Source organism: Stenotrophomonas sp. TWI1149, assembly GCF_039673155.1.
In the GTDB taxonomy this organism is placed as follows: Bacteria; Pseudomonadota; Gammaproteobacteria; order Xanthomonadales; family Xanthomonadaceae; genus Stenotrophomonas; species Stenotrophomonas maltophilia_AA.
Window position 1 is genome coordinate 214,730 of record NZ_JBDJLB010000005.1, and the last position, 18,396, is coordinate 233,125.

Consider the following 18,396-nt stretch of genomic DNA (forward strand, 5'->3'; position numbering starts at 1 on the left):
CCGCGTGGCCGCACCCGTGATCCCTCAGCCGCGCTCGTGCCAACCGCCGCCGAGCACCTTGTACAACGCCACCTGATTGGACTGCTGCGCCAGCTGCGTGCTGACCAGCGACTGGCGTGCGGTGTACGCGGTACGCCGCGCATCCAGCAAGGTCAGGAAGCTGTCGAGGCCGGCGTCATAGCGGGCCTGCGACAACTGCTGCGCCTGCTCCGCCGCGGCCACCAGCGCCTGCTGCGAAGACAGCTGCGCATCCAGGCTCTCGTTCAATGCCAGCGCATCGGCGGCCTCGCGGAAGCCGGACTGGATCGCCTTTTCGTACTGCGCCAGCGCGATGTCGCGATCGGCGGTGGCCATGCCCAGGTTCGCGCGCAGCTTGCCGCCCTGGAAGATCGGCAGATTGAGCTTCGGAATGAAGCTCCACACCCGCGTGCCGCTGTCGAACAGACCCGACAGCTCCGACGAGGCCGAACCGATGTTGCCGGTCAGGCTGATCGACGGGAAGAACGCCGCGCGCGCCGCGCCGATGTTGGCGTTGGCCGACAGCAGCACGTGCTCGGCGGCCATCACGTCCGGTCGCCGCAGCAGCACGTCGCCCGGCACGCCGGCCGGCAGCGGACGCACGCTGGCCACGTCGGTCACCTCGGCCTGCGGCAGCAGGGACGCATCGATCGGCCCACCGGCCAGCAGCACCAGCGCATTGCGATCCTGCGCGACCTGCCCGGCGAAGCGCGCCACATCCGTGCGCGCGGTCTCCACCAGGGTACGGGTCTGGCTCAGTTCCAGCGCCGAGGCGCCGCCGAGCTGACGACGCGCCTCGGTCAGGCGCAGCGAGTCCTCATAGGTTGCCAGCGTCGCCTGGGCGATCCGCAGCTGTTCGCTGTCGGCGCCCAGGGTCAGCCATGCGTTGGCCACCTCGGCGACCAGCGACAGCTGCGCACTGCGGCGGTTGGCCGCTTCGGCGAAGTACTGCTGCAGCGCAGCCTGGCTCAGATTGCGCACGCGCCCGAACAGGTCCAGTTCGAACTCGACCACGCCGAGGTTGGCACTGAACTGCTCGGTCACCGGGGCATCGCCGCCACTGCGGGTCATCTGCCCCTGCACGCCGATGGCCGGCACGCGATCGGCGCGCTGGATCCGGTACTGCGCCCGGGCGCGCTCGACATTGAGCACGGCCACGCGCAGGTCGCGGTTGTTGTCCAGCGACTGGGTGATCACCGCCTGCAGGCGCGGATCGACGAAGAAGTCGCGCCAGCCGATGTCGGCGACGTCGGCCGTTGCGGTCTGTGCTCCTGCGGTGGCGGTGGCAGGCCACTGCGAGGGAATCGCCGGGGCGACTTCGGTGCTGCGCGGCTCCAGGGTCGAGCAGCCGGACAGCACCAGGCTCACGGCCAGCGCCAGGCTGGCCATCAAGGGCTTACGCATCGGAACCTCCTGCGTTCTTGCCATATTTCCTGCGATTGAACACGCGCTGCACCACCACGAAGAACAGCGGGATGAAGAACACACCCAGCACCGTGCCGACCAGCATGCCGCCGAGCACGCCGGTACCGATGGCCTGCTGTGCGCCGGAACCGGCACCCGAGGCGATCGCCAGCGGCAGCACGCCCAGGCCGAAGGCCAGCGAGGTCATGATGATCGGGCGCAGACGGTCGCGCACGGCGTGCATCGTCGCCTCGATCAGGCCGGCGCCCTTCTCCAGGTTTTCCTTGGCGAACTCCACGATCAGGATCGCGTTCTTGCTGGTCAGGCCGACCGTGGTGAGCATCGCCACCTGGAAGTAGATGTCGCGCTCCATGCCACGCATGGTGTTGGCCAGCACCGCGCCGAGGATGCCCAGCGGGGCCACCAGCAGCACCGAGGTCGGCACGCTCCAGCTTTCATACAGTGCGGCCAGGCACAGGAACACGATCAGCAGCGACAGCGTGTACAGCAGCGGCGTCTGCGAACCGGCCTGGCGTTCCTGGTAGGACAGCGCGGTCCACTCGATGTCGAAACCGGCCGGCAGCTGCTTGGCGAGCTTCTCCACTTCGTTCATCGCATCGCCCGAGGCCACGCCCGCGGCCGGCTCGCCCTGGATCTCCATCGCGGACACGCCGTTGTAGCGTTCCAGGCGCGGCGAACCGTAGTCCCAGCGCTGGCTGGCGAAGGCCGAGAACGGCACCATCTCACCGGCGGTGTTCTTGACCGACCACAGGTTGAAGTCTTCCGGGTTCATGCGGAACGGCGCATCGGACTGCACATACACGCGCTTGACCCGGCCGCGGTCGATGAAGTCATCGATGTAGCTGCTGCCCCAGGCCGCCGCCAGCGTCGTGTTGACCGCCTCCAGCGACAGGCCCAGCGCGCTCGCCTTGCCGACGTCGATGTCGATGCGCAGCTGCGGCGTGTCTTCCTGGCCGTTCGGGCGCACGTTGGCCAGCAGCTTGCTCTGCCCGGCCATGCCGAGCAGCTGGTTGCGTGCGTCCAGCAGCGCCTGGTGACCGGCACCGCTGGTGTCCTTCAGGAAGAAGGTGTAGCCCGAGCCGATACCCAGCTCCGGCATCGCCGGCGGCGGGAAGGCGAAGATGAAGGCATCCTTGATCCCGCCCAGCGCGGCCATCGCGCGACCGGTCACCGGCATCGCGCCCTGGTCCGCATCACGGTCCTTCCAGTCCTTGAGCTTGACGAAGGCCATGCCCGCGTTCTGGCCCATGCCGGCGAAGCTGAAGCCCTGCACCGAGAAGATCGACTCGATCGCGTCGGCCTCGTTCTCCATGAAGTGCTTTTCGAGCTTGTCGATCGATTCCAGCGTGCGTTCCTGGGTTGCACCGACCGGGGTCTGCACCAGCGCCATCAGGATGCCCTGGTCTTCATTGGGCAGGAACGAGCTGGGCAGGCGCATGAACAGCAGGCCCATCACCAGCGCCAGGGCGGCGAACACGCCCATGAAGCGCCACGGACGGCCGAGGATGCCGCGCACGCCACGCTGGTAGCCGGTACTGGAACGGTCGAAACCGCGGTTGAATGCATTGAAGAAGCGGCCCGACCAGCCCTTGTGGGCCACGTGGTGTTCGCCCTTCTTGAGCGGCTTGAGCATGGTCGCGCACAGCGCCGGGGTCAGCACGATCGCGACCAGCACCGACAGCGCCATCGCCGAAACGATCGTGGCCGAGAACTGGCGGTAGATGACGCCGGTGGCACCGCTCATGAACGCCATCGGCACGAACACCGCCGACAGCACCAGGCCGATGCCGACCAGCGCGCCGGTGATCTGGCTCATGGATTTGCGCGTGGCTTCCAGCGGCGACAGTCCTTCCTCGGACATGATCCGCTCGACGTTCTCCACCACCACGATCGCGTCATCGACCAGCAGGCCGATCGCCAGCACCATCGCGAACATGGTCAGCATGTTCACCGAGAAGCCCAGCGCGGCCAGGATGCCGAACGTGCCCAGCAGCACCACCGGCACCGCGATCGTCGGGATCAGGGTCGCGCGGAAGTTCTGCAGGAACAGGTACATCACCAGGAACACCAGCACGATGGCTTCGATCAGGGTCTTGATGACCCCCTTGATCGAGACCTGCACGAACGGCGTGGTGTCATACGGCACCACCGCCTTCAGGCCGGCCGGGAAGTTCGGGGCCATTTCATCCAGGGTGGCGCGCACGCCGTTGGCGGTGGCCAGCGCGTTGGCGCCGGTGGCCAGGGTGATCGCGATACCCGAGGACGGCTTGCCGTTGTAACGGGTCACGAAGTCGTACGATTCCGCACCGAGCTCGACCCGGGCCACGTCGGCCAGGCGCAGTTCGGCACCGTCCTGCGCACTGCGCACGATGATGTTGCGGAACTGCTCCGGGGTCTGCAGGCGGTCCTGCGCGTTGATGGTCGCGTTGAGCTGCTGGCCCTTGATCGACGGCGCGCCGCCGAGCTGGCCGATGGCGACCTGCGCGTTCTGCGCGGTGATCGCGGCGATCACTTCGGCGGTGGACAGCTTGTAGGTGTGCAGCTTGTTGGGGTCCAGCCAGATGCGCATGGCGTACTTGCCACCAAACACCTGGATGTTGCCCACGCCCGGCACGCGGCTCAGCGGATCGACGATGTTGGAACCGACGTAATCGGAGATGTCGTTGGCATCCATGCTGCCGTCTTCAGACACGAAGCCGAGCACCTGCAGGAAGCCGCTGCTCGACTTGGCCACGTTGATGCCCTGGCGCTGCACTTCCTGCGGCAGCAGCGGCATCGCCAGCTGCAGCTTGTTCTGCACCTGCACCTGGGCGATGTCCGGGTCGGTGCCGCTCTGGAAGGTCAGCGTGATCGTGGCCTGGCCATTGGAGGAGCTGTTGGAGGAGAAGTAGATCAGGCCATCCAGGCCTTTCATGTTCTGCTCGATGATCTGCGTCACCGAGTCCTCGACCACCTTGGCCGATGCACCCGGATAGTTGGCGCTGATCTCGACGGCCGGCGGTGCCACTTCCGGGTACATCGACACCGGCAGCTTGAGCACCGCCAGGCCACCGGCGAGCATGATGATGATCGCAATCACCCACGCGAAGATGGGGCGATCAATGAAAAAACGTGCCATGGAATTCTCCGGTTACTGCTGGGCGGCGGGAGCCGCCGGCGCGGCGGCCGGCTTGGCCGGGGCCGCGCCCATTTCGGTGGCCTGCACGGGCATGCCCGGCTGGATCTTCTGCAGGCCTTCGACGATGACCTTGTCACCGGCCTTGAGCCCGTCTTCCACCAGCCACTTGTCGCCGAGCGAACGGCTGACCTTGACCTGCCGCACTTCGACCTTGTCGTCCTTGCCGACCACCATGGCGCTGGTATCGCCCTTGGGATCGCGGGCGATGCCCTGCATCGGCACCAGGATCGCGTTCTCGCGCACGCCGCTGCCGACCTGGGCACGCACGTACATGCCCGGCATCAGCACCTGATCCGGGTTCTCGACCTTGACCCGCAGCGCGTAGCTGCCGGTGGTCGGGTCGACGCTGACTTCGGAGAATTCCAGCGTGCCCTTGTGGTCGAACTCGGTGCCGTCGTCGAGCAGGATCGTCACCGGCAGGGTCTGGTTGTCCTGCAGGCGGCCGCTGGCCAGTTCGCGGCGCAGCTGCAGCAACTCGCTCGCGGACTGGGTCAGATCGACATAGATCGGGTTCAACTGCTGCACGGTCGCCAGCGCTTCAGCCTGCCCGGCGCTGACCAGCGCGCCCTGGGTGACCGAGGACTTGCCGATCCGGCCGCTGATCGGCGCGGTGATGCGGGCATAACCCAGCGTCACGTTGGCGGCGTCCAGCGAGGCACGTGCGGCCCCGACATCGGCCTCGGCCTGCTTCAGCGCGGCGATCGCGTTCTCGTTGTCCTGGGTGCTGACCGCCTCGACCTTGGCCAGCTCGCCGATGCGCCTGGCGCTCAGGCGTGCGGCATTCGCGGTCGCTTCGGCGCGGGCCAGCTGGGCACGGGCGCTGTTGGCCTGGGCGCGATAGCTGGCGTCATCGAGCTGATACAGCGGCTGCCCCGCAGTGACCAGGCCGCCTTCGGTGAACAGCCGCTTGGCCACGATGCCGTTGACCTGGGGGCGCACTTCAGCGACCAGGAAGGCATTGGTGCGGCCCGGCAGCTCACGGGTCAGGCCGACCTGCTCGGCCTTCAGGGTGGCCACGGTGACCTGGCCGGGGCCGCCCTGCGGACCCTCCTGCTCACCGCCGCCACAGGCGGACACAGTCAGGGCGATCGCGAGGGACAGCGCGAGAAGACGGTACGGGGTTCTGGACATGGCGGTAGGGGCTCGCAGACGGAAAAGGGCGCGCCTGCAGCCCAACTTCCGATAAAAGCGAAGAATGACGACAAACAGGCAGCAAATAACGGCAAATATCCGGGACGAGACCCGCCGGCATCTGCAGGCAGTCCTCGCTGAGGATCAGTGGGGCGCAAATATACATACATGCATGTTTGTTTGTAAAGCGGTACAATTCAGGCCGGTTTCATCCAGCAACTGCACAGCGCAATGGCCAGAAAAACCAAAGAAGAGGCCCAGGCCACCCGCGAGGGCATCCTCGACGCGGCCCAGGTCTGTTTCCATGAATACGGGGTCGCCGGCACCAGCCTGGCGATGATCGGCGCGCGCGCCGGATTTACCCGCGGCGCGGTGTACTGGCACTTCAAGAACAAAGCCGAAGTGCTGACCGCGATGATCGACCGCGAGCGCGTGCCCTTCATCGAGCGGATGCGCCGCACCACCTCGGCCAAGCGCAGCACGCCGATCCTGGACCTGCGTTCGGCGCTGCTGGTGTCGTTCCGGGAGCTGGCCGAGGACGAGCGGCTGCGCAACATGATGGAAATCATGCTGCGCAACGATCTGTCGGTGGAAAGCCAGGCGATGCAGGAACTGCAGCGCGAGGCATCCCGCGAGGAGCTGGCGATCATCGCCGCCGCGCTCGAGCGCGCGCGCGAGCTGGGCCAGCTGCGCGACCACGTGGATGCCGAAACCGTGGCGCGGATCGTCAGCACCAGCCTGACCGGCGTGCTGTACAGCGCCATGCTGGAGCCTGAGCTGTTCGAGATCCAGCGCGACGGCATGCAGACGCTGGATGCGATCTTCAGCGCCTTCGTCAAACCGGGTGTATTCACGCCGGGCGCCCCGCCGACGGCGCTGCCGACCGACGACGAGGCGTAGTGCCGGCCGCTGGCCGGCTCCTCGGATTGCATGGGTTCCCTGGGTGCCGGGCTCTGCCCGGCAGCCTCATGCATTCAGGCGAACAGCCGGTGGGCATCGGTTCCGTGGGTTTGGCCGTCCGCTGCAGGGTGTGCGGGACACGCCGTGAACCCGTCCATGGAGGATCGTCAAAAACATCCATGTTTTAGACGGCCCGCAAACCCGCCCCGGCCGGCCTTCGATAGGTGGTCGGTGACCACGGAAGATCAAAGGCACCGAATTGCAGCGGTAGAGTCGGTCGCAAGACGACTGCAGTGAAGCCCTCAGCGCCCGATAACGCATGACCCCGGAACCGCCGAATCCGATATCAATGGTCACTGCACTCCCTGCGTGCCGCCTCAATCATGACCTAGCTGCATTTCTCCAATCCCACGATGCAGGTTCCCGAAGACAGCTGCCGGTTCTCCGAATCGGACAGTGGGGGTGAGTCCGGAATTCCAATGCTTCTGCCTGCTCATGTGCCGCATGCCCCCCCCTCTGAGTTTCCGAACGGTGTACTTGGATACCCTCCATCCCCGGGTCTCCTCGATGTAACGCTTGACGATTGACCGGCAGGTGTCGGGCTCCCTGACGCTGTCATTCCGTTGGCATGGCAGTCAGTTCGCATTAGACGATGTCCGTGTCAACATCCCGGAGATCGCAGCTGATGCGGCTGTTTCAATCATGATCTGCACCTTGTAGGGACCAGTATCGAGTCCCTCATGGAAGGCGGGAGCATTTCTCATTTATGCAGCTGGACAACAGAAACATCTGAGACTTCCGCTCCGGTAAGTTCTGCTGAGCAGGTTCTTCGACGGTCAGAAAGGCTAACCGTCCCCACAACGGTGGCGAAGTAAACTCCATGTTCAGGCCCCGGCGTGGACCAGTCAATATTTGAATTATCTGACCACACTACGATGCAGCTATATGCGTCGGTTCTGTTGGGCAAGGAATCAGATGGATAGAAGACAACTCCTTTCACGCCTTCATAGAGCATGAATCCGCTGGTCTCTACCCTCAATCCTTCAAAATCGCCAGGGGCGACGATCAGCCTTGTCAAAGGTGTGCCGCAGACAGCTTTCCCAGCCCGCTGCTCCTCAATGTTGCACTGGTTGTGCTTTACCGGGGTCGACGCGTATCCACATGCAAAGCCGACTGCAAGAGTAGCAACAGCGACCGCGGAAGCAGCGCTAAAGCACTTTCTCGAAATGACCTGCATAAACCTTCTCCCCGCCTGATGAAACGCCGGCCTTTCTCCAGCCTTTTTGGTCAAACCATACAACTTTTCCATCAGGCCTGGCCACGTAGCTGTCTATCTTTGCGCCGAATGCGCGCGCAATATCGTGATCGTCAGTGATACCGACATAGTAAAATTTTCCTCCCGTCGCGTATGCGCCGTTTCCACTATGAAGATTTGCCTCCGAGTGCGTGTGTAGCATCGCCTTCCAAGTGTAATTCCCAGTATATCTAACAAAAGGAGCGGAGTTCGGGCTGTCACCGCCGGTCCAATCAACCACTCGAAAGTCGGTTGAGTGCCGCTCTTCCATGTTGGCGAAGACCTCTCGCCCAGACGCTTTCTGCAGGGGGATTGCTTTCTCGGCGAAGTAGCTGGCGGCTATGGCTGGGCGTGTGCTTTGAGCTTCGATGCTGCATCCAGCTTTTTCAGCTCCGATTTCAGATGCGTGTCGTTCATACGGCCCCGATCAAGATACCTACTTCGAGGCCGCGGAATCGTCAGATCCAAACCCTCGCCCGTCTACAGACCAGTACACCTCGGAGATAGGCTGGTTGACGAACCTAAACATCACAAGCCCGCGTTCAGGGCTATAGAAGTACTCGGTCCCATGGCGTGAAATCACGAAGGTGTGGATCTCGTCGCCAAGTATGCGCAACGTACGCTCGCCCTCTAGCTCGAAAATGAGATCCCCATCTCCGCACTCCCATTCCTTCGCGCGCATCTCCGGATCGGTCGGTGCGCAGAAACTCATCCGCGTTGTCTTGAAGCACCGGCTGCGATTGGCAGGACACGCTTCCATTTCGGTCACTGTCGCGGGGTAAACAAGCGTCTTCTTGTCCAGATCAATTGTGATCACGGAGGTTTCGAAGGATAGATCTGAGACGCTTTCATAGCGATATTGACCTGCGACCCCACCATGCTGTGGGAGAACGGACTGGGCGTTAGCCACCGCAAAGAGGGTTGCGAGCACTGTAGGAAATGTCATCTTTCGATCCTTGGCTTGACCAGCAGCTCTTCGTCTTTGGAAAGTATCTCTACGGCACGATCACTTGCCATGCTCTCGGCACCTGCGGCGGAGTCCATCCTAAGGTTTTCTGCGTTTCCATGGCCAGCGAATCCATGGACGCCGAATGCGGCCTTTGCAGTGTCTCCGTCTTGGGCAACCAGGCGGCCGTTCATTTTCAGTTCGCCCGGTGACTCTAGAGCCTGAATAACGCCGTTGACGTTGCCCCCGCTTCTCCCGTGGCAACGCCACACTATGAAAGGCGGGTCGGGACCAGTTTGCGGGGATATGATCAGCATCGATGCTGCGACCAAGCCCCCAAGGACGGGTTCACGGCGTCCCCCGCAAACCCGCATCGTCCCGCCAAAGCCAGGTAACCGCCGGCAAAGGGCTGTTCGCCGAAATGCATGAGGCTACCGGGCAACGGCCGGTACCCGTGGATTGCCCGCAACCTCACCCACGCCGAGCCAACAAAAAAAGGCGGCACCGAAGTGCCGCCCTTTCAGTTCATACCACCCACCGTTACAGGATGTAGCGGCTCAGGTCCGGATCCTGCACCAGCTCACCCAGATGCGCATCGACATACGCCTGGTCGATGCTGATGGTCTCGCCATCGCGGTCCGGGGCCTCATAGCTCAGCGTATCCAGCAGGCGCTCCAGCACGGTGTGCAGGCGACGCGCGCCGATGTTTTCCTGGCGCTCGTTGACCTGGAAGGCGATCTCGGCCAGACGGTCCACCGCGTCGACGGTGAACTTCATCGAGACGCCTTCGGTCTGCAGCAGCGCTTCGTACTGCTTGGTCAGCGCGGCCTTCGGCTCGGTCAGGATGCGCACGAAGTCCTGCTTGCTCAGCGCCCCCAGCTCCACCCGGATCGGGAAACGACCCTGCAGTTCCGGGATCAGATCGCTGGGCTTGGCCAGGTGGAACGCACCGGAGGCGATGAACAGGATGTGGTCGGTCTTGATCGTGCCGTACTTGGTGGACACGTTGGAGCCTTCCACCAGCGGCAGCAGATCGCGCTGCACGCCTTCGCGCGAGACATCGCCACCGCCGACGTTGTCGCCGCGCTTGGCGACCTTGTCGATCTCATCGATGAACACGATGCCGTGCTGCTCGCAGGCCTCGATCGCCGCACTGCGGATGTCGTCTTCGTTGACCAGCTTGCCGGCCTCTTCCTCGATCAGCAGCGGGCGCGCGGCCTTGATCGACAGCGTGCGCTTCTGCGCCTTCGCGCCGCCCATGCTGGAGAACATCTGGCGCAGCTGCTGGCCCATTTCTTCCATGCCCGGCGGGGTCATGATGTCCATGCTGACGTTGGCCGACACTTCCAGTTCGATCTCGCGCTCGTCCAGCTCACCGTTGCGCAGCATGCGGCGGAACTTGATGCGGGTCTCGTTGTCCTGCGCGGACGGCTCATTGCGCGCGGCGTCGGCATCGAAGCCGATACCGGTGCTGCGCCGCGGCAGCAGCGCATCGAGGATGCGGTCTTCGGCGCGCTCTTCGGCCTGGGTGCGCACGCGCACCTTGGCCTGCTCGCGATACAGCTTGACCGCGGTATCGGCAAGGTCGCGGATGATCTGCTCCACGTCCTTGCCGACGTAGCCGACCTCGGTGAAACGGGTGGCCTCGACCTTGACGAACGGCGCATTGGCCAACGTGGCCAGGCGACGCGCGATCTCGGTCTTGCCGACGCCGGTCGGGCCGATCATGAGGATGTTCTTGGGCATGACTTCGTTGCGCAGCTCGGCCGGCAGCTGCATGCGGCGCCAGCGGTTGCGCAGCGCGATGGCGACCGCGCGCTTGGCGTCGTGCTGGCCGACGATGTGCCGGTCCAGTTCCTGCACGATCTCGCGCGGGGTCATGGTGGCGGAAGAAACTTCAATCTTGTGCGGCATGGGTGTGCTCACGAGGATATGGGGTGGAATGTCGTATCACCGGCCTGCCTGGCAGCGACGTAACGCTGCGGTAGAGCCACGCCATGCGTGGCTGACCGGATACCGCAGCCACGCATGGCGTGGCTCTACCGAGCGTTGACCCGTCGGGTCAAAGCTCCTCGACCACCACGTTGCGATTGGTGTAGATGCAGATGTCGCCGGCGATGTTGATCGACTCGGTGGCGATCGTGCGGGCGTCCAGTTCGGTGTGCGCCATCAGCGCGCGGGCGGCCGACAGGGCATAGGAGCCCCCGGAACCGATCGCGATGATGCCGTCTTCCGGCTCGATCACATCACCGGTGCCGCTGATGATCAGCGAAGTGTCCTTGTCGGCGACGGCAAGCAGCGCTTCGAGCTTGCCCAGGCGGCGCTCGGTGCGCCAGTCCTTGGCCAGTTCCACCGCGGCACGCTGCAGCTGGCCATGCTTTTCCAGCTTGGCCTCGAACAGCTCGAACAGGGTGAAGGCATCGGCGGCGGCACCGGCGAAACCGGCCAGCACCTGGCCCTCGCGACCCAGACGGCGCACCTTGCGGGCGTTGCCCTTCATCACCGTGTGGCCGAGCGTGACCTGGCCATCGCCGGCGACGGCGACATGTCCGTTGCGCCGCACCGAGATGATGGTGGTGGCATGAAATACGTTGGGGTTCTGACTGGGGTCCATGGAGCCTCCGGGGTGACAAAGACTGAGGTGGGGTCTCTGCCCGACGCTTCAACCCGCCCCGCCCTGCGCCCGGATGCCGCAGCGGATCGATTCAGCTTTCGTTGCCGCTCTTGCGGCGCTTGGCACGCGGGTGCGCGGCGTCGTAGACCTTGGCCAGGTGCTGGAAGTCCAGATGGGTGTAGATCTGCGTGGTGGCGATATCGGCATGGCCGAGCAGCTCCTGCACGCCGCGCAGGTCACCGGAGGATTCCAGGATGTGGCTGGCGAAACTGTGCCGCAGCATGTGCGGGTGCACGTGCTTGAACAGGCCCTGGCGCTGGGCCAGTTGGCGGATGCGGATCTGCACGGCGCGCTGGGTGATGGGGCCTCCCTTGCGCCCGGGGAATACCGGTGCGGTCGCCGCGCCGCCGCTTTCGGCCCGCCAGCCCTGCAGCGCGGTGCGCGCGTGCGAGCCGAACGGCACGCGGCGTTCGCGGTTGCCTTTGCCCAGCACGTTGACCAGGCCGGTATCGAAATCCAGGTCGCGCCAGATCAGCGCGCACAGCTCGCTCAGGCGCAGTCCGGAGGAATAGAAAAGTTCCAGCAGCGCGCGGTCACGCAGGCCGAGCGGGGCGTCGGTCGGCAGTTCGACCAGCTGCACGGCTTCATCGGCATCGAGCACCTGCGGCAGTTTGCGCGGTGCCTTGGGCGCTTTCAGGCCCGTGGCCGGATTGGCGGCGATGCGGTGGTGCTTGAGCAGCCACGCATAGAAACTGCGGCACGCCGAAAGCCGACGCTGCAGCGAGGTGGGCGACAACCCACGGCGGTGTTCGGCGGCGATGAACTGGCGCAAGTGCGCGCTGTCCAGCGTGTCGATGACGGTCCCCTGCCCGTCCGACCACGCCGCGAGGGCGTCCAGGTCACGGCGATAGGCATCCAGGGTGTGCGCCGACATGCGGCGCTCCACCTGCAGATGCGACAGGAAGTCCTGCGCGGTACTCACGACGACTCCGCTCGATGGGCGATCAGGGCGACGGGAAACGCTGCAGGGCAACGACCAGCGACTCGCCCATCATGCGCAGGAACAGCGTGCCCATGCCCGGGTAGAACCGATTGCCGTCATGACTGCCGACCGCGATCAGGCCGACACCCGGCAGCGGCAGCAACGCACTGGACTGCACTTCTTCCGCGCGGCCGGCATACAGCACGGTGTTCTTTTCCGGCTGCAGGCGGCCGCAGATCGGTTCGCCGTCTTTCAGGCAATCGCGGAACACGCCCAGCAACGGGCTGCTCTCCTCGATCACCTGCAGCCACGGCGCCTGTTCCAGCCCGGCGATCGGATGCAGCACGATCAGCCGGACCAGATCACCGGCGAAATCCTCTTCCAGCGAGGCGGCCATCGCCCGCAGGGTGTCCGCCGCCGAGTCCTGTTTCATCAATGCCAGGGTCAGCTGGTGCGTGCGCACGGCCAAGCGCTCGTTGATCTGCGCGTTGGTGGCCAGATCGGCCAGCCGCCGCGACAGCTCACGGTTCTTGTCGCGCAGCACTTCCAGCTGGTAGCTGGCCAGCGACGCGGTGGGGCCGTCATCGCGCGGCACCACCAGGGTCAGGGCCAGGTCCGGGAACTGCTTCAGGAAGGTCGGATGCCGACGCAGCCAGGCGGCTACTTCATGCGATCCGATTTTCTCGGCGGTCTCGCTCATGCGTTCCACTCCCCATCAAAGACGAAGGCTGCGGGTCCGGACATCACGATCTGTGCATCATCGGCCGGCCAGCGGATGCGCAGGTCACCGCCGGGCAGCGACATCGTCGCATCGCGCTGCAGGCGACCGCGCTGCATCATCACCACGGCCGCGGCGCAGGCGCCACTGCCGCAGGCCAGGGTTTCGCCGGCACCGCGCTCGTACACGCGAAGGCGCGCGTGCTGCGGGCCGAGCACCTGCACGAAACCGACGTTGACCGATTTCGGGAACGAGGCGTGCTGCTGCAGCAACGGGCCCAGGCGCTCGACCGGGGCGGCATCGACCAGGCCCACTTCGATCACGGCGTGCGGGTTGCCCATCGACACCGCACCGAAGCGCACCGTGTCGCCCTGCAACGGCAACAGGTACTCCTCGCGGGCGCGGGCGAAGCCGATCAGCGGCACGTTCTCCGGCTCGAAACGCGGCACGCCCATGGCCACCGCGTACTGGTCGTCGCCCAGGCGTTCGACCGCATGCGTGGTGACCGGGCTGTCGATCGCGAAGGTGCTGCCGGTCGCTGCGCCATCACGCACCAGCCAGGCCGCCACGCAGCGCGCGCCGTTGCCACACTGCTCGGAACTGCTGCCATCGGCATTCCAGATCCGATACGAGGCGACCGAGCCTTCCGCCTTGGGCGGCTCGATGGTCAGGATCTGGTCGCAGCCCACGCCGGTGTGGCGATCGGCCAGACGCGCGGCCAGCGCAGCGTCCGGCGGCGCGCTGCCATCGCGCAGGTCCAACACCACGAAATCATTGCCGGCCCCATGCATCTTGGTGAAGCGCAGCGCCGCGGAGGTGTTCGACTTACTCATTCCCGTCATTGGCCTTCAGCGCCGGGGCGTCGACGGGATCGGGAACCACCGGGGAATCGGTATCGGCATTGGCGGCCGGCGGCGTGGCATCGTCGGCAGCCGGTTCGACCAGCTGTTCTTCGACCGGGACCGGCTTCTGCGGCAGGACCAGCGGGCCCTTGTTGCCACAGGCCGACAGCACCAGCAGCGCCGAGGCGGCCAGCGTCAGGGAGATGAGGGTACGGGGGGATGTCTTCATCCTCCGAGTATAGCCGCGGTGTTTGAGCGCTTGGGTGCTGGCTGGATGAACGGGCAGCGCGGAAATCACACCCGTGGAGGCACCCCGGTAGTGCCGGCCGCTGGCCGGCTCCCCGCACATCCTGACGGGCTCATGGGGGCCGGCCAGCGGCCGGCACTACCGGGGTCGGTGCGTGTCTCCTGGCGGCAGCGGCCGGGTCCACAGCCACAGCGCCACGCAGGCCATGCTGCCGATGGAGAGCCATTTCACCCACGCGACCGGCACGCACCACAGCATGATGCCCGCGCACACGGCCATGGTCAGGCTCGCCATCCATTTGCCGCGGCGGCTGACCGCGCCATGCGCCTGCCAGTTGCGGATCGCCGGACCGAACTGCGGGTGCGCCAGCAGGCGGTTGTGCAGGCGCTCGGAACCGCGCGAGGCGGCCCAGGCCGAGATCAGGATGAACACCGTGGTGGGCAGGCCCGGCACGAAGATGCCGACGATGCCGGTGCCCAGGCTGACATAGGCCAGCAGCCACCACGCCCAGCGGAAACGCACCCGTCCCCGCTCAGCCGGCGCTTCGGAAACCACGCACCCGCCTGCGGCAGCCGACGACACGGGGTCGTCGGCGTACAGCGTGCAGCAGCAGCCGGCGTTACGGGGTCTGGGTGACGCCGAGCTGGTCGAGCACGAACGCGTACGACTCGGCCAACTCGTGGTAACGCTGGAAGCGACCGGACTTGCCGCCGTGGCCGGCTTCCATGTTGGTGCGGAACACGATCGGGAAATGACCGGTGTTGTCATCGCGCAGCTTGGCCACCCACTTGGCCGGCTCCCAGTACTGGACCTGCGAATCCCACAGGCCGGTGCCGACGAACAGGGCCGGATACGCCTGCTTGCTGACGTTGTCGTACGGCGAGTACGTGAGCATGTAGTCGTAGTACTCGCGCTGCTCCGGATTGCCCCACTCGTCGTACTCGTTGGTGGTCAACGGGATGCTGGCGTCGAGCATGGTGGTGACCACATCGACGAACGGCACCTGGGCGACCATCACGCGATAGTCCTGCGGGGCCTGGTTGGCGACCGCGCCCATCAGCAGTCCACCGGCGCTGCCACCGGAGGCGGCGACACGATCCTTGGCGGCATAGCCCTGGCGGACCAGCTCACGGGTGACATCGACGAAATCGTTGAACGTGTTCTGCTTCTTGAGCAGCTTGCCGTCCTCGTACCACGCACGGCCCATTTCCTGGCCGCCGCGGATGTGGGCGATGGCATACACCACGCCGCGATCCAGCAGGCTGACCACGGTCTGGTTGAAGCCCGGGTCCATCGACATACCGTAACTGCCGTAGGCGTACTGGTACAGCGCGCCGGTGCCGTCCTTCTTGAAGCCGTTGCGGTAGACCAGCGACACCGGCACCTTGACGCCATCGCGGGCGGTGACCCACACGCGTTCGGTCGTGTACTTCGACGGGTCGTAACCGATCACCGGCTGCTGCTTCAGCTGGCGGCGTTCGCCGGTGACGGTGTTGAGCTCGTAGGTGGTGGTCGGCGTGGTCAGCGAGGTGTAGGCGTAACGCAGCCACGGAGTGTCGTGCTCGCTGTTGGCGGCCAGCCCCATCGAGTAGGCCGGCTCGTCTGCCTTGACGTAGTCCTGGCGACCGTCCGGGAACAGCAGGCGTACGCGCTCCAGGCCGTTGGAGCGCTCGGCGATCGCGGTGAAGCCGTCGAACAGTTCGAAGCCCTCGATCAGCACGGCGTCATCGTGCGCGACCCAGTCCTTCCATTGGCTGCGCGCGGTGGCATCGCTGGGCGCGGTGACGAGCTTGAAGTTCTTCGCGTCCGCATCGTTGGTGCGGATCACCCAGCGGCCATTGAAGTGGTCGGCGTCGTATTCGACGTCACGCGCACGCGGCGCCAGCACCGTGAACGCCTGCGGATCGGCGGCCGGGGCGTAGCGCGTTTCCGAGCTGACCGTGCTGTGCAGTTCGATGGTCAGGAAGCGGTCATCGCGGGTGCGGCCGACGCCCATGTAGAAGCTGTCGTCCTTTTCTTCATACACGAGCACGTCGCTGCTGGCCGGGGTGCCCAGTACGTGCTTCTTGACGCGCACGGTGAGCAGCGTTTCCGGATCATTCTCGACATAGAACAGGGTGCGGTTGTCGTCGGCCCAGACCACGTTGGGCGAGACGTTCTCGATGCGGTCCGGCAGCACTTCGCCGGTGCGCAGGTCCTTGAAGCGGATCACGTACTGGCGGCGGCCGACATCGTCCTCGGCCCAGGCCAGCAGGTGATTGTCCTGGCTGACATCGGCATCGCCCACGTTGAAGTAGCCCTTGCCTTCGGCCATCGTGTTGATGTCGAGCAGGATTTCCTCCGGCGCCTCCATGCTGCCCTTGCGGCGCGCCTGGATCGGGTAGTCCTTGCCGGTTTCGAAGCGGGTGTAATACCAGTAGCCGCGGTCACGCGAGGGCACGCTGGCGTCGTCCTGCTTGATGCGGGCGACGATCTCCTGGTACAGGGTGTCTTCGAGCGGCTTGAGCGGGGCGACGACCTGATCGGTGTAGGCGTTTTCCGCGTTCAGGTAGGCCAGCATCTTCGTGTTTTCGCGTTTGTCGTCGCGCAGCCAGTAGTACTCATCGCTGCGGGTCGCGCCAAAGGGAGCCTTCACCGTGTGCGGGTGCTTCTCGGCGTCAGGCGGGGTCAGCGCGGGGGCGGCGTGCACGTTGGAGGTCATGAGGCTGGCAACCAGTAAACAAAGGGCGGGTTTCACGAGATAGGGCTCCTGGCGGGGGAATGCAATGGCGTCCGTGTTCCTGCAGTCTGTGCCGGCGGGTGGGCCAGCAGCAAGCCTGTCGTTGGTCACTGCGCCTATCATCAGGCCATGGACACTTCCCGCACGCCCCCCACCGGCACCGGCTACAGCCGCCGCAGCCAGGAAATCGAACCCTTCCACGTGATGTCGCTGCTGGCCCGCGCGCAGGCGCTGGAGCAGGCCGGCCACGACGTGATCCATCTGGAGATCGGCGAGCCGGACTTCACCACCGCCGCCCCGATCGTACGCGCCGGCCAGGCAGCGCTGGCGGCCGGCCATACGCGCTACACGGCGGCCCGCGGCCTGCCCGCGCTGCGCGAGGCGATCGCCGGGTTCTACCGGGATCGCTACCAGGTGCAGATCGACCCGGAGCGCATCCTGGTGACCCCGGGTGGGTCAGGCGCCCTGTTGCTGGCCAGCAGCCTGCTGGTGGATCCGGGCAAGCACTGGTTGCTGGCCGATCCGGGGTATCCGTGCAACCGGCACTTCCTGCGGCTGGTGGAGGGCGCCGCGCAGCTGGTGCCGGTCGGCCCGGAGACGGCCTACCAGCTGACGCCGGAGCTGGTGGCACGGCAGTGGAACGCCGACAGTGTCGGTGCGCTGGTCGCCTCCCCGGCCAACCCCACCGGCACCGTGCTCTCCGCGGCGCAGCTGGCAGCGCTGTCGCAGTCGTTGAAGGCGCGCGGCGGGCACCTGGTGGTGGATGAGATCTACCACGGCCTTACCTACGGCATGGGCGCGGCCAGCGTACTGCAGGTGGATGACGAAGCCTTCGTGCTCAACAGTTTCTCGAAGTACTACGGGATGACCGGTTGGCGCCTGGGCTGGCTGGTCGCGCCACCGCAGGCGGTGCGTGAGCTGGAGAAGCTGGCGCAGAATCTGTACATCAGCGCCTCGAGCATCGCCCAGCATGCGGCGCTGGCCTGTTTCGAGCCGGACTCGATCGCGATCTTCGAGCAGCGTCGTGCGGCGTTCCGCGAGCGTCGCGATTACCTGCTGCCGGCGCTGCGCGCGCTCGGCTTCCGCATCGAAGTGGAACCGGAAGGCGCGTTCTATCTGTACGCCGACGTGAGTGCGTTCACCGATGATGCGCAGGCGTTCTGCGCGCATTTCCTCGAGACCGAGCATGTGGCGTTCACGCCGGGCCTGGACTTCGGGCACCACCGTGCGAACGAGCATGTGCGCCTGGCGTACACGCAGGAAGTTCCGCGGCTGGAAGAAGCCGTGCGGCGGATCGCCCATGGGCTGGAAACGTGGGTGCGTTGATCGGCCAAAAAAAACGCCGCGCATTGCTGCGCGGCGCATAAATGGGGTGAGGCCAA

16 protein-coding genes are annotated in these 18,396 nt (G+C 65.4%); 2 read left to right on the forward strand and 14 right to left on the reverse strand.

Annotated features, from left to right (window positions below; translation table 11 throughout):
• Positions 1-24: 24 nt before the first annotated feature.
• Genes ABE424_RS07910 through smeD form a run of 3 tightly spaced genes read right to left on the reverse strand, consistent with a single transcriptional unit; the run spans position 25 to position 5,752 of the window.
• A complete protein-coding gene (locus ABE424_RS07910; protein WP_176988156.1) occupies positions 25-1,422 on the reverse strand; it encodes an efflux transporter outer membrane subunit in 1,398 nt (465 codons plus the stop codon).
• Positions 1,415-4,561, reverse strand: a complete 3,147-nt coding sequence (gene smeE, locus ABE424_RS07915; RefSeq protein WP_346492385.1) for a multidrug efflux RND transporter permease subunit SmeE — start codon at positions 4,559-4,561, stop codon at positions 1,415-1,417. The genes ABE424_RS07910 and smeE overlap by 8 nt, the downstream gene beginning before the upstream one ends.
• A gap of 12 nt (positions 4,562-4,573) precedes the next feature.
• The gene (gene smeD / locus ABE424_RS07920; protein WP_070425967.1) at positions 4,574-5,752 is read right to left on the reverse strand and encodes a multidrug efflux RND transporter periplasmic adaptor subunit SmeD; all 1,179 of its coding nucleotides are present in this window, start codon (positions 5,750-5,752) and stop codon (positions 4,574-4,576) included.
• 231 nt (positions 5,753-5,983) lie between these two features.
• Here smeD and ABE424_RS07925 point away from each other — a divergent pair, with 231 nt between their 5' ends.
• Entirely contained in the window at positions 5,984-6,652 is a 669-nt protein-coding gene (locus ABE424_RS07925; protein ID WP_346477724.1) for a TetR family transcriptional regulator, read from the forward strand.
• Positions 6,653-7,412: 760 nt separating this feature from the next.
• Here the strand turns inward: ABE424_RS07925 and ABE424_RS07930 are convergent.
• From ABE424_RS07930 to ABE424_RS07980, 11 genes are all read right to left on the reverse strand, one after another.
• Positions 7,413-7,961, reverse strand: a complete 549-nt coding sequence (locus tag ABE424_RS07930; protein WP_346492386.1) for a hypothetical protein — start codon at positions 7,959-7,961, stop codon at positions 7,413-7,415.
• A gap of 421 nt (positions 7,962-8,382) precedes the next feature.
• Positions 8,383-8,892 carry a hypothetical protein gene (locus ABE424_RS07935; RefSeq protein ID WP_346492387.1) on the reverse strand — a complete coding sequence of 170 codons (510 nt, stop codon included), beginning with the start codon at positions 8,890-8,892 and terminating at the stop codon, positions 8,383-8,385.
• Positions 8,889-9,209 carry a hypothetical protein gene (locus ABE424_RS07940; RefSeq protein ID WP_346492388.1) on the reverse strand — a complete coding sequence of 107 codons (321 nt, stop codon included), beginning with the start codon at positions 9,207-9,209 and terminating at the stop codon, positions 8,889-8,891. Before ABE424_RS07940 ends, ABE424_RS07935 begins: the two co-directional genes overlap by 4 nt.
• Before the next feature lie 223 nt (positions 9,210-9,432).
• Positions 9,433-10,806 carry an ATP-dependent protease ATPase subunit HslU gene (gene hslU, locus ABE424_RS07945; RefSeq protein ID WP_346477728.1) on the reverse strand — a complete coding sequence of 458 codons (1,374 nt, stop codon included), beginning with the start codon at positions 10,804-10,806 and terminating at the stop codon, positions 9,433-9,435.
• Between the two features lie 148 nt (positions 10,807-10,954).
• The gene (hslV, locus tag ABE424_RS07950) at positions 10,955-11,506 is read right to left on the reverse strand and encodes an ATP-dependent protease subunit HslV (RefSeq protein WP_019183676.1); all 552 of its coding nucleotides are present in this window, start codon (positions 11,504-11,506) and stop codon (positions 10,955-10,957) included.
• Positions 11,507-11,597: 91 nt separating this feature from the next.
• Complete coding sequence (gene xerC, locus ABE424_RS07955) at positions 11,598-12,488, reverse strand: tyrosine recombinase XerC (protein WP_346492389.1); 891 nt, start codon at positions 12,486-12,488, stop codon at positions 11,598-11,600.
• Between the two features lie 22 nt (positions 12,489-12,510).
• Positions 12,511-13,188 (reverse strand): DUF484 family protein, encoded by a 678-nt coding sequence (locus tag ABE424_RS07960; RefSeq protein WP_176988152.1) that lies wholly within the window; start codon positions 13,186-13,188, stop codon positions 12,511-12,513.
• Entirely contained in the window at positions 13,185-14,039 is an 855-nt protein-coding gene (gene dapF, locus ABE424_RS07965; RefSeq protein ID WP_176988151.1) for a diaminopimelate epimerase, read from the reverse strand. The genes ABE424_RS07960 and dapF overlap by 4 nt, the downstream gene beginning before the upstream one ends.
• Positions 14,032-14,277, reverse strand: coding sequence for a lipoprotein (locus ABE424_RS07970; RefSeq protein WP_346492390.1), 246 nt, complete (start codon positions 14,275-14,277; stop codon positions 14,032-14,034). The genes dapF and ABE424_RS07970 overlap by 8 nt, the downstream gene beginning before the upstream one ends.
• Positions 14,278-14,433: 156 nt before the next feature.
• Positions 14,434-14,817 (reverse strand): YbaN family protein, encoded by a 384-nt coding sequence (locus tag ABE424_RS07975; RefSeq protein WP_346492391.1) that lies wholly within the window; start codon positions 14,815-14,817, stop codon positions 14,434-14,436.
• Between the two features lie 97 nt (positions 14,818-14,914).
• Complete coding sequence (locus ABE424_RS07980) at positions 14,915-17,032, reverse strand: S9 family peptidase (RefSeq protein ID WP_346492392.1); 2,118 nt, start codon at positions 17,030-17,032, stop codon at positions 14,915-14,917.
• Positions 17,033-17,143: 111 nt separating this feature from the next.
• Between ABE424_RS07980 and ABE424_RS07985 the strand changes: the two genes are divergently transcribed.
• The gene (locus ABE424_RS07985; RefSeq protein ID WP_346492393.1) at positions 17,144-18,340 is read left to right on the forward strand and encodes a pyridoxal phosphate-dependent aminotransferase; all 1,197 of its coding nucleotides are present in this window, start codon (positions 17,144-17,146) and stop codon (positions 18,338-18,340) included.
• Positions 18,341-18,396: the final 56 nt, after the last annotated feature.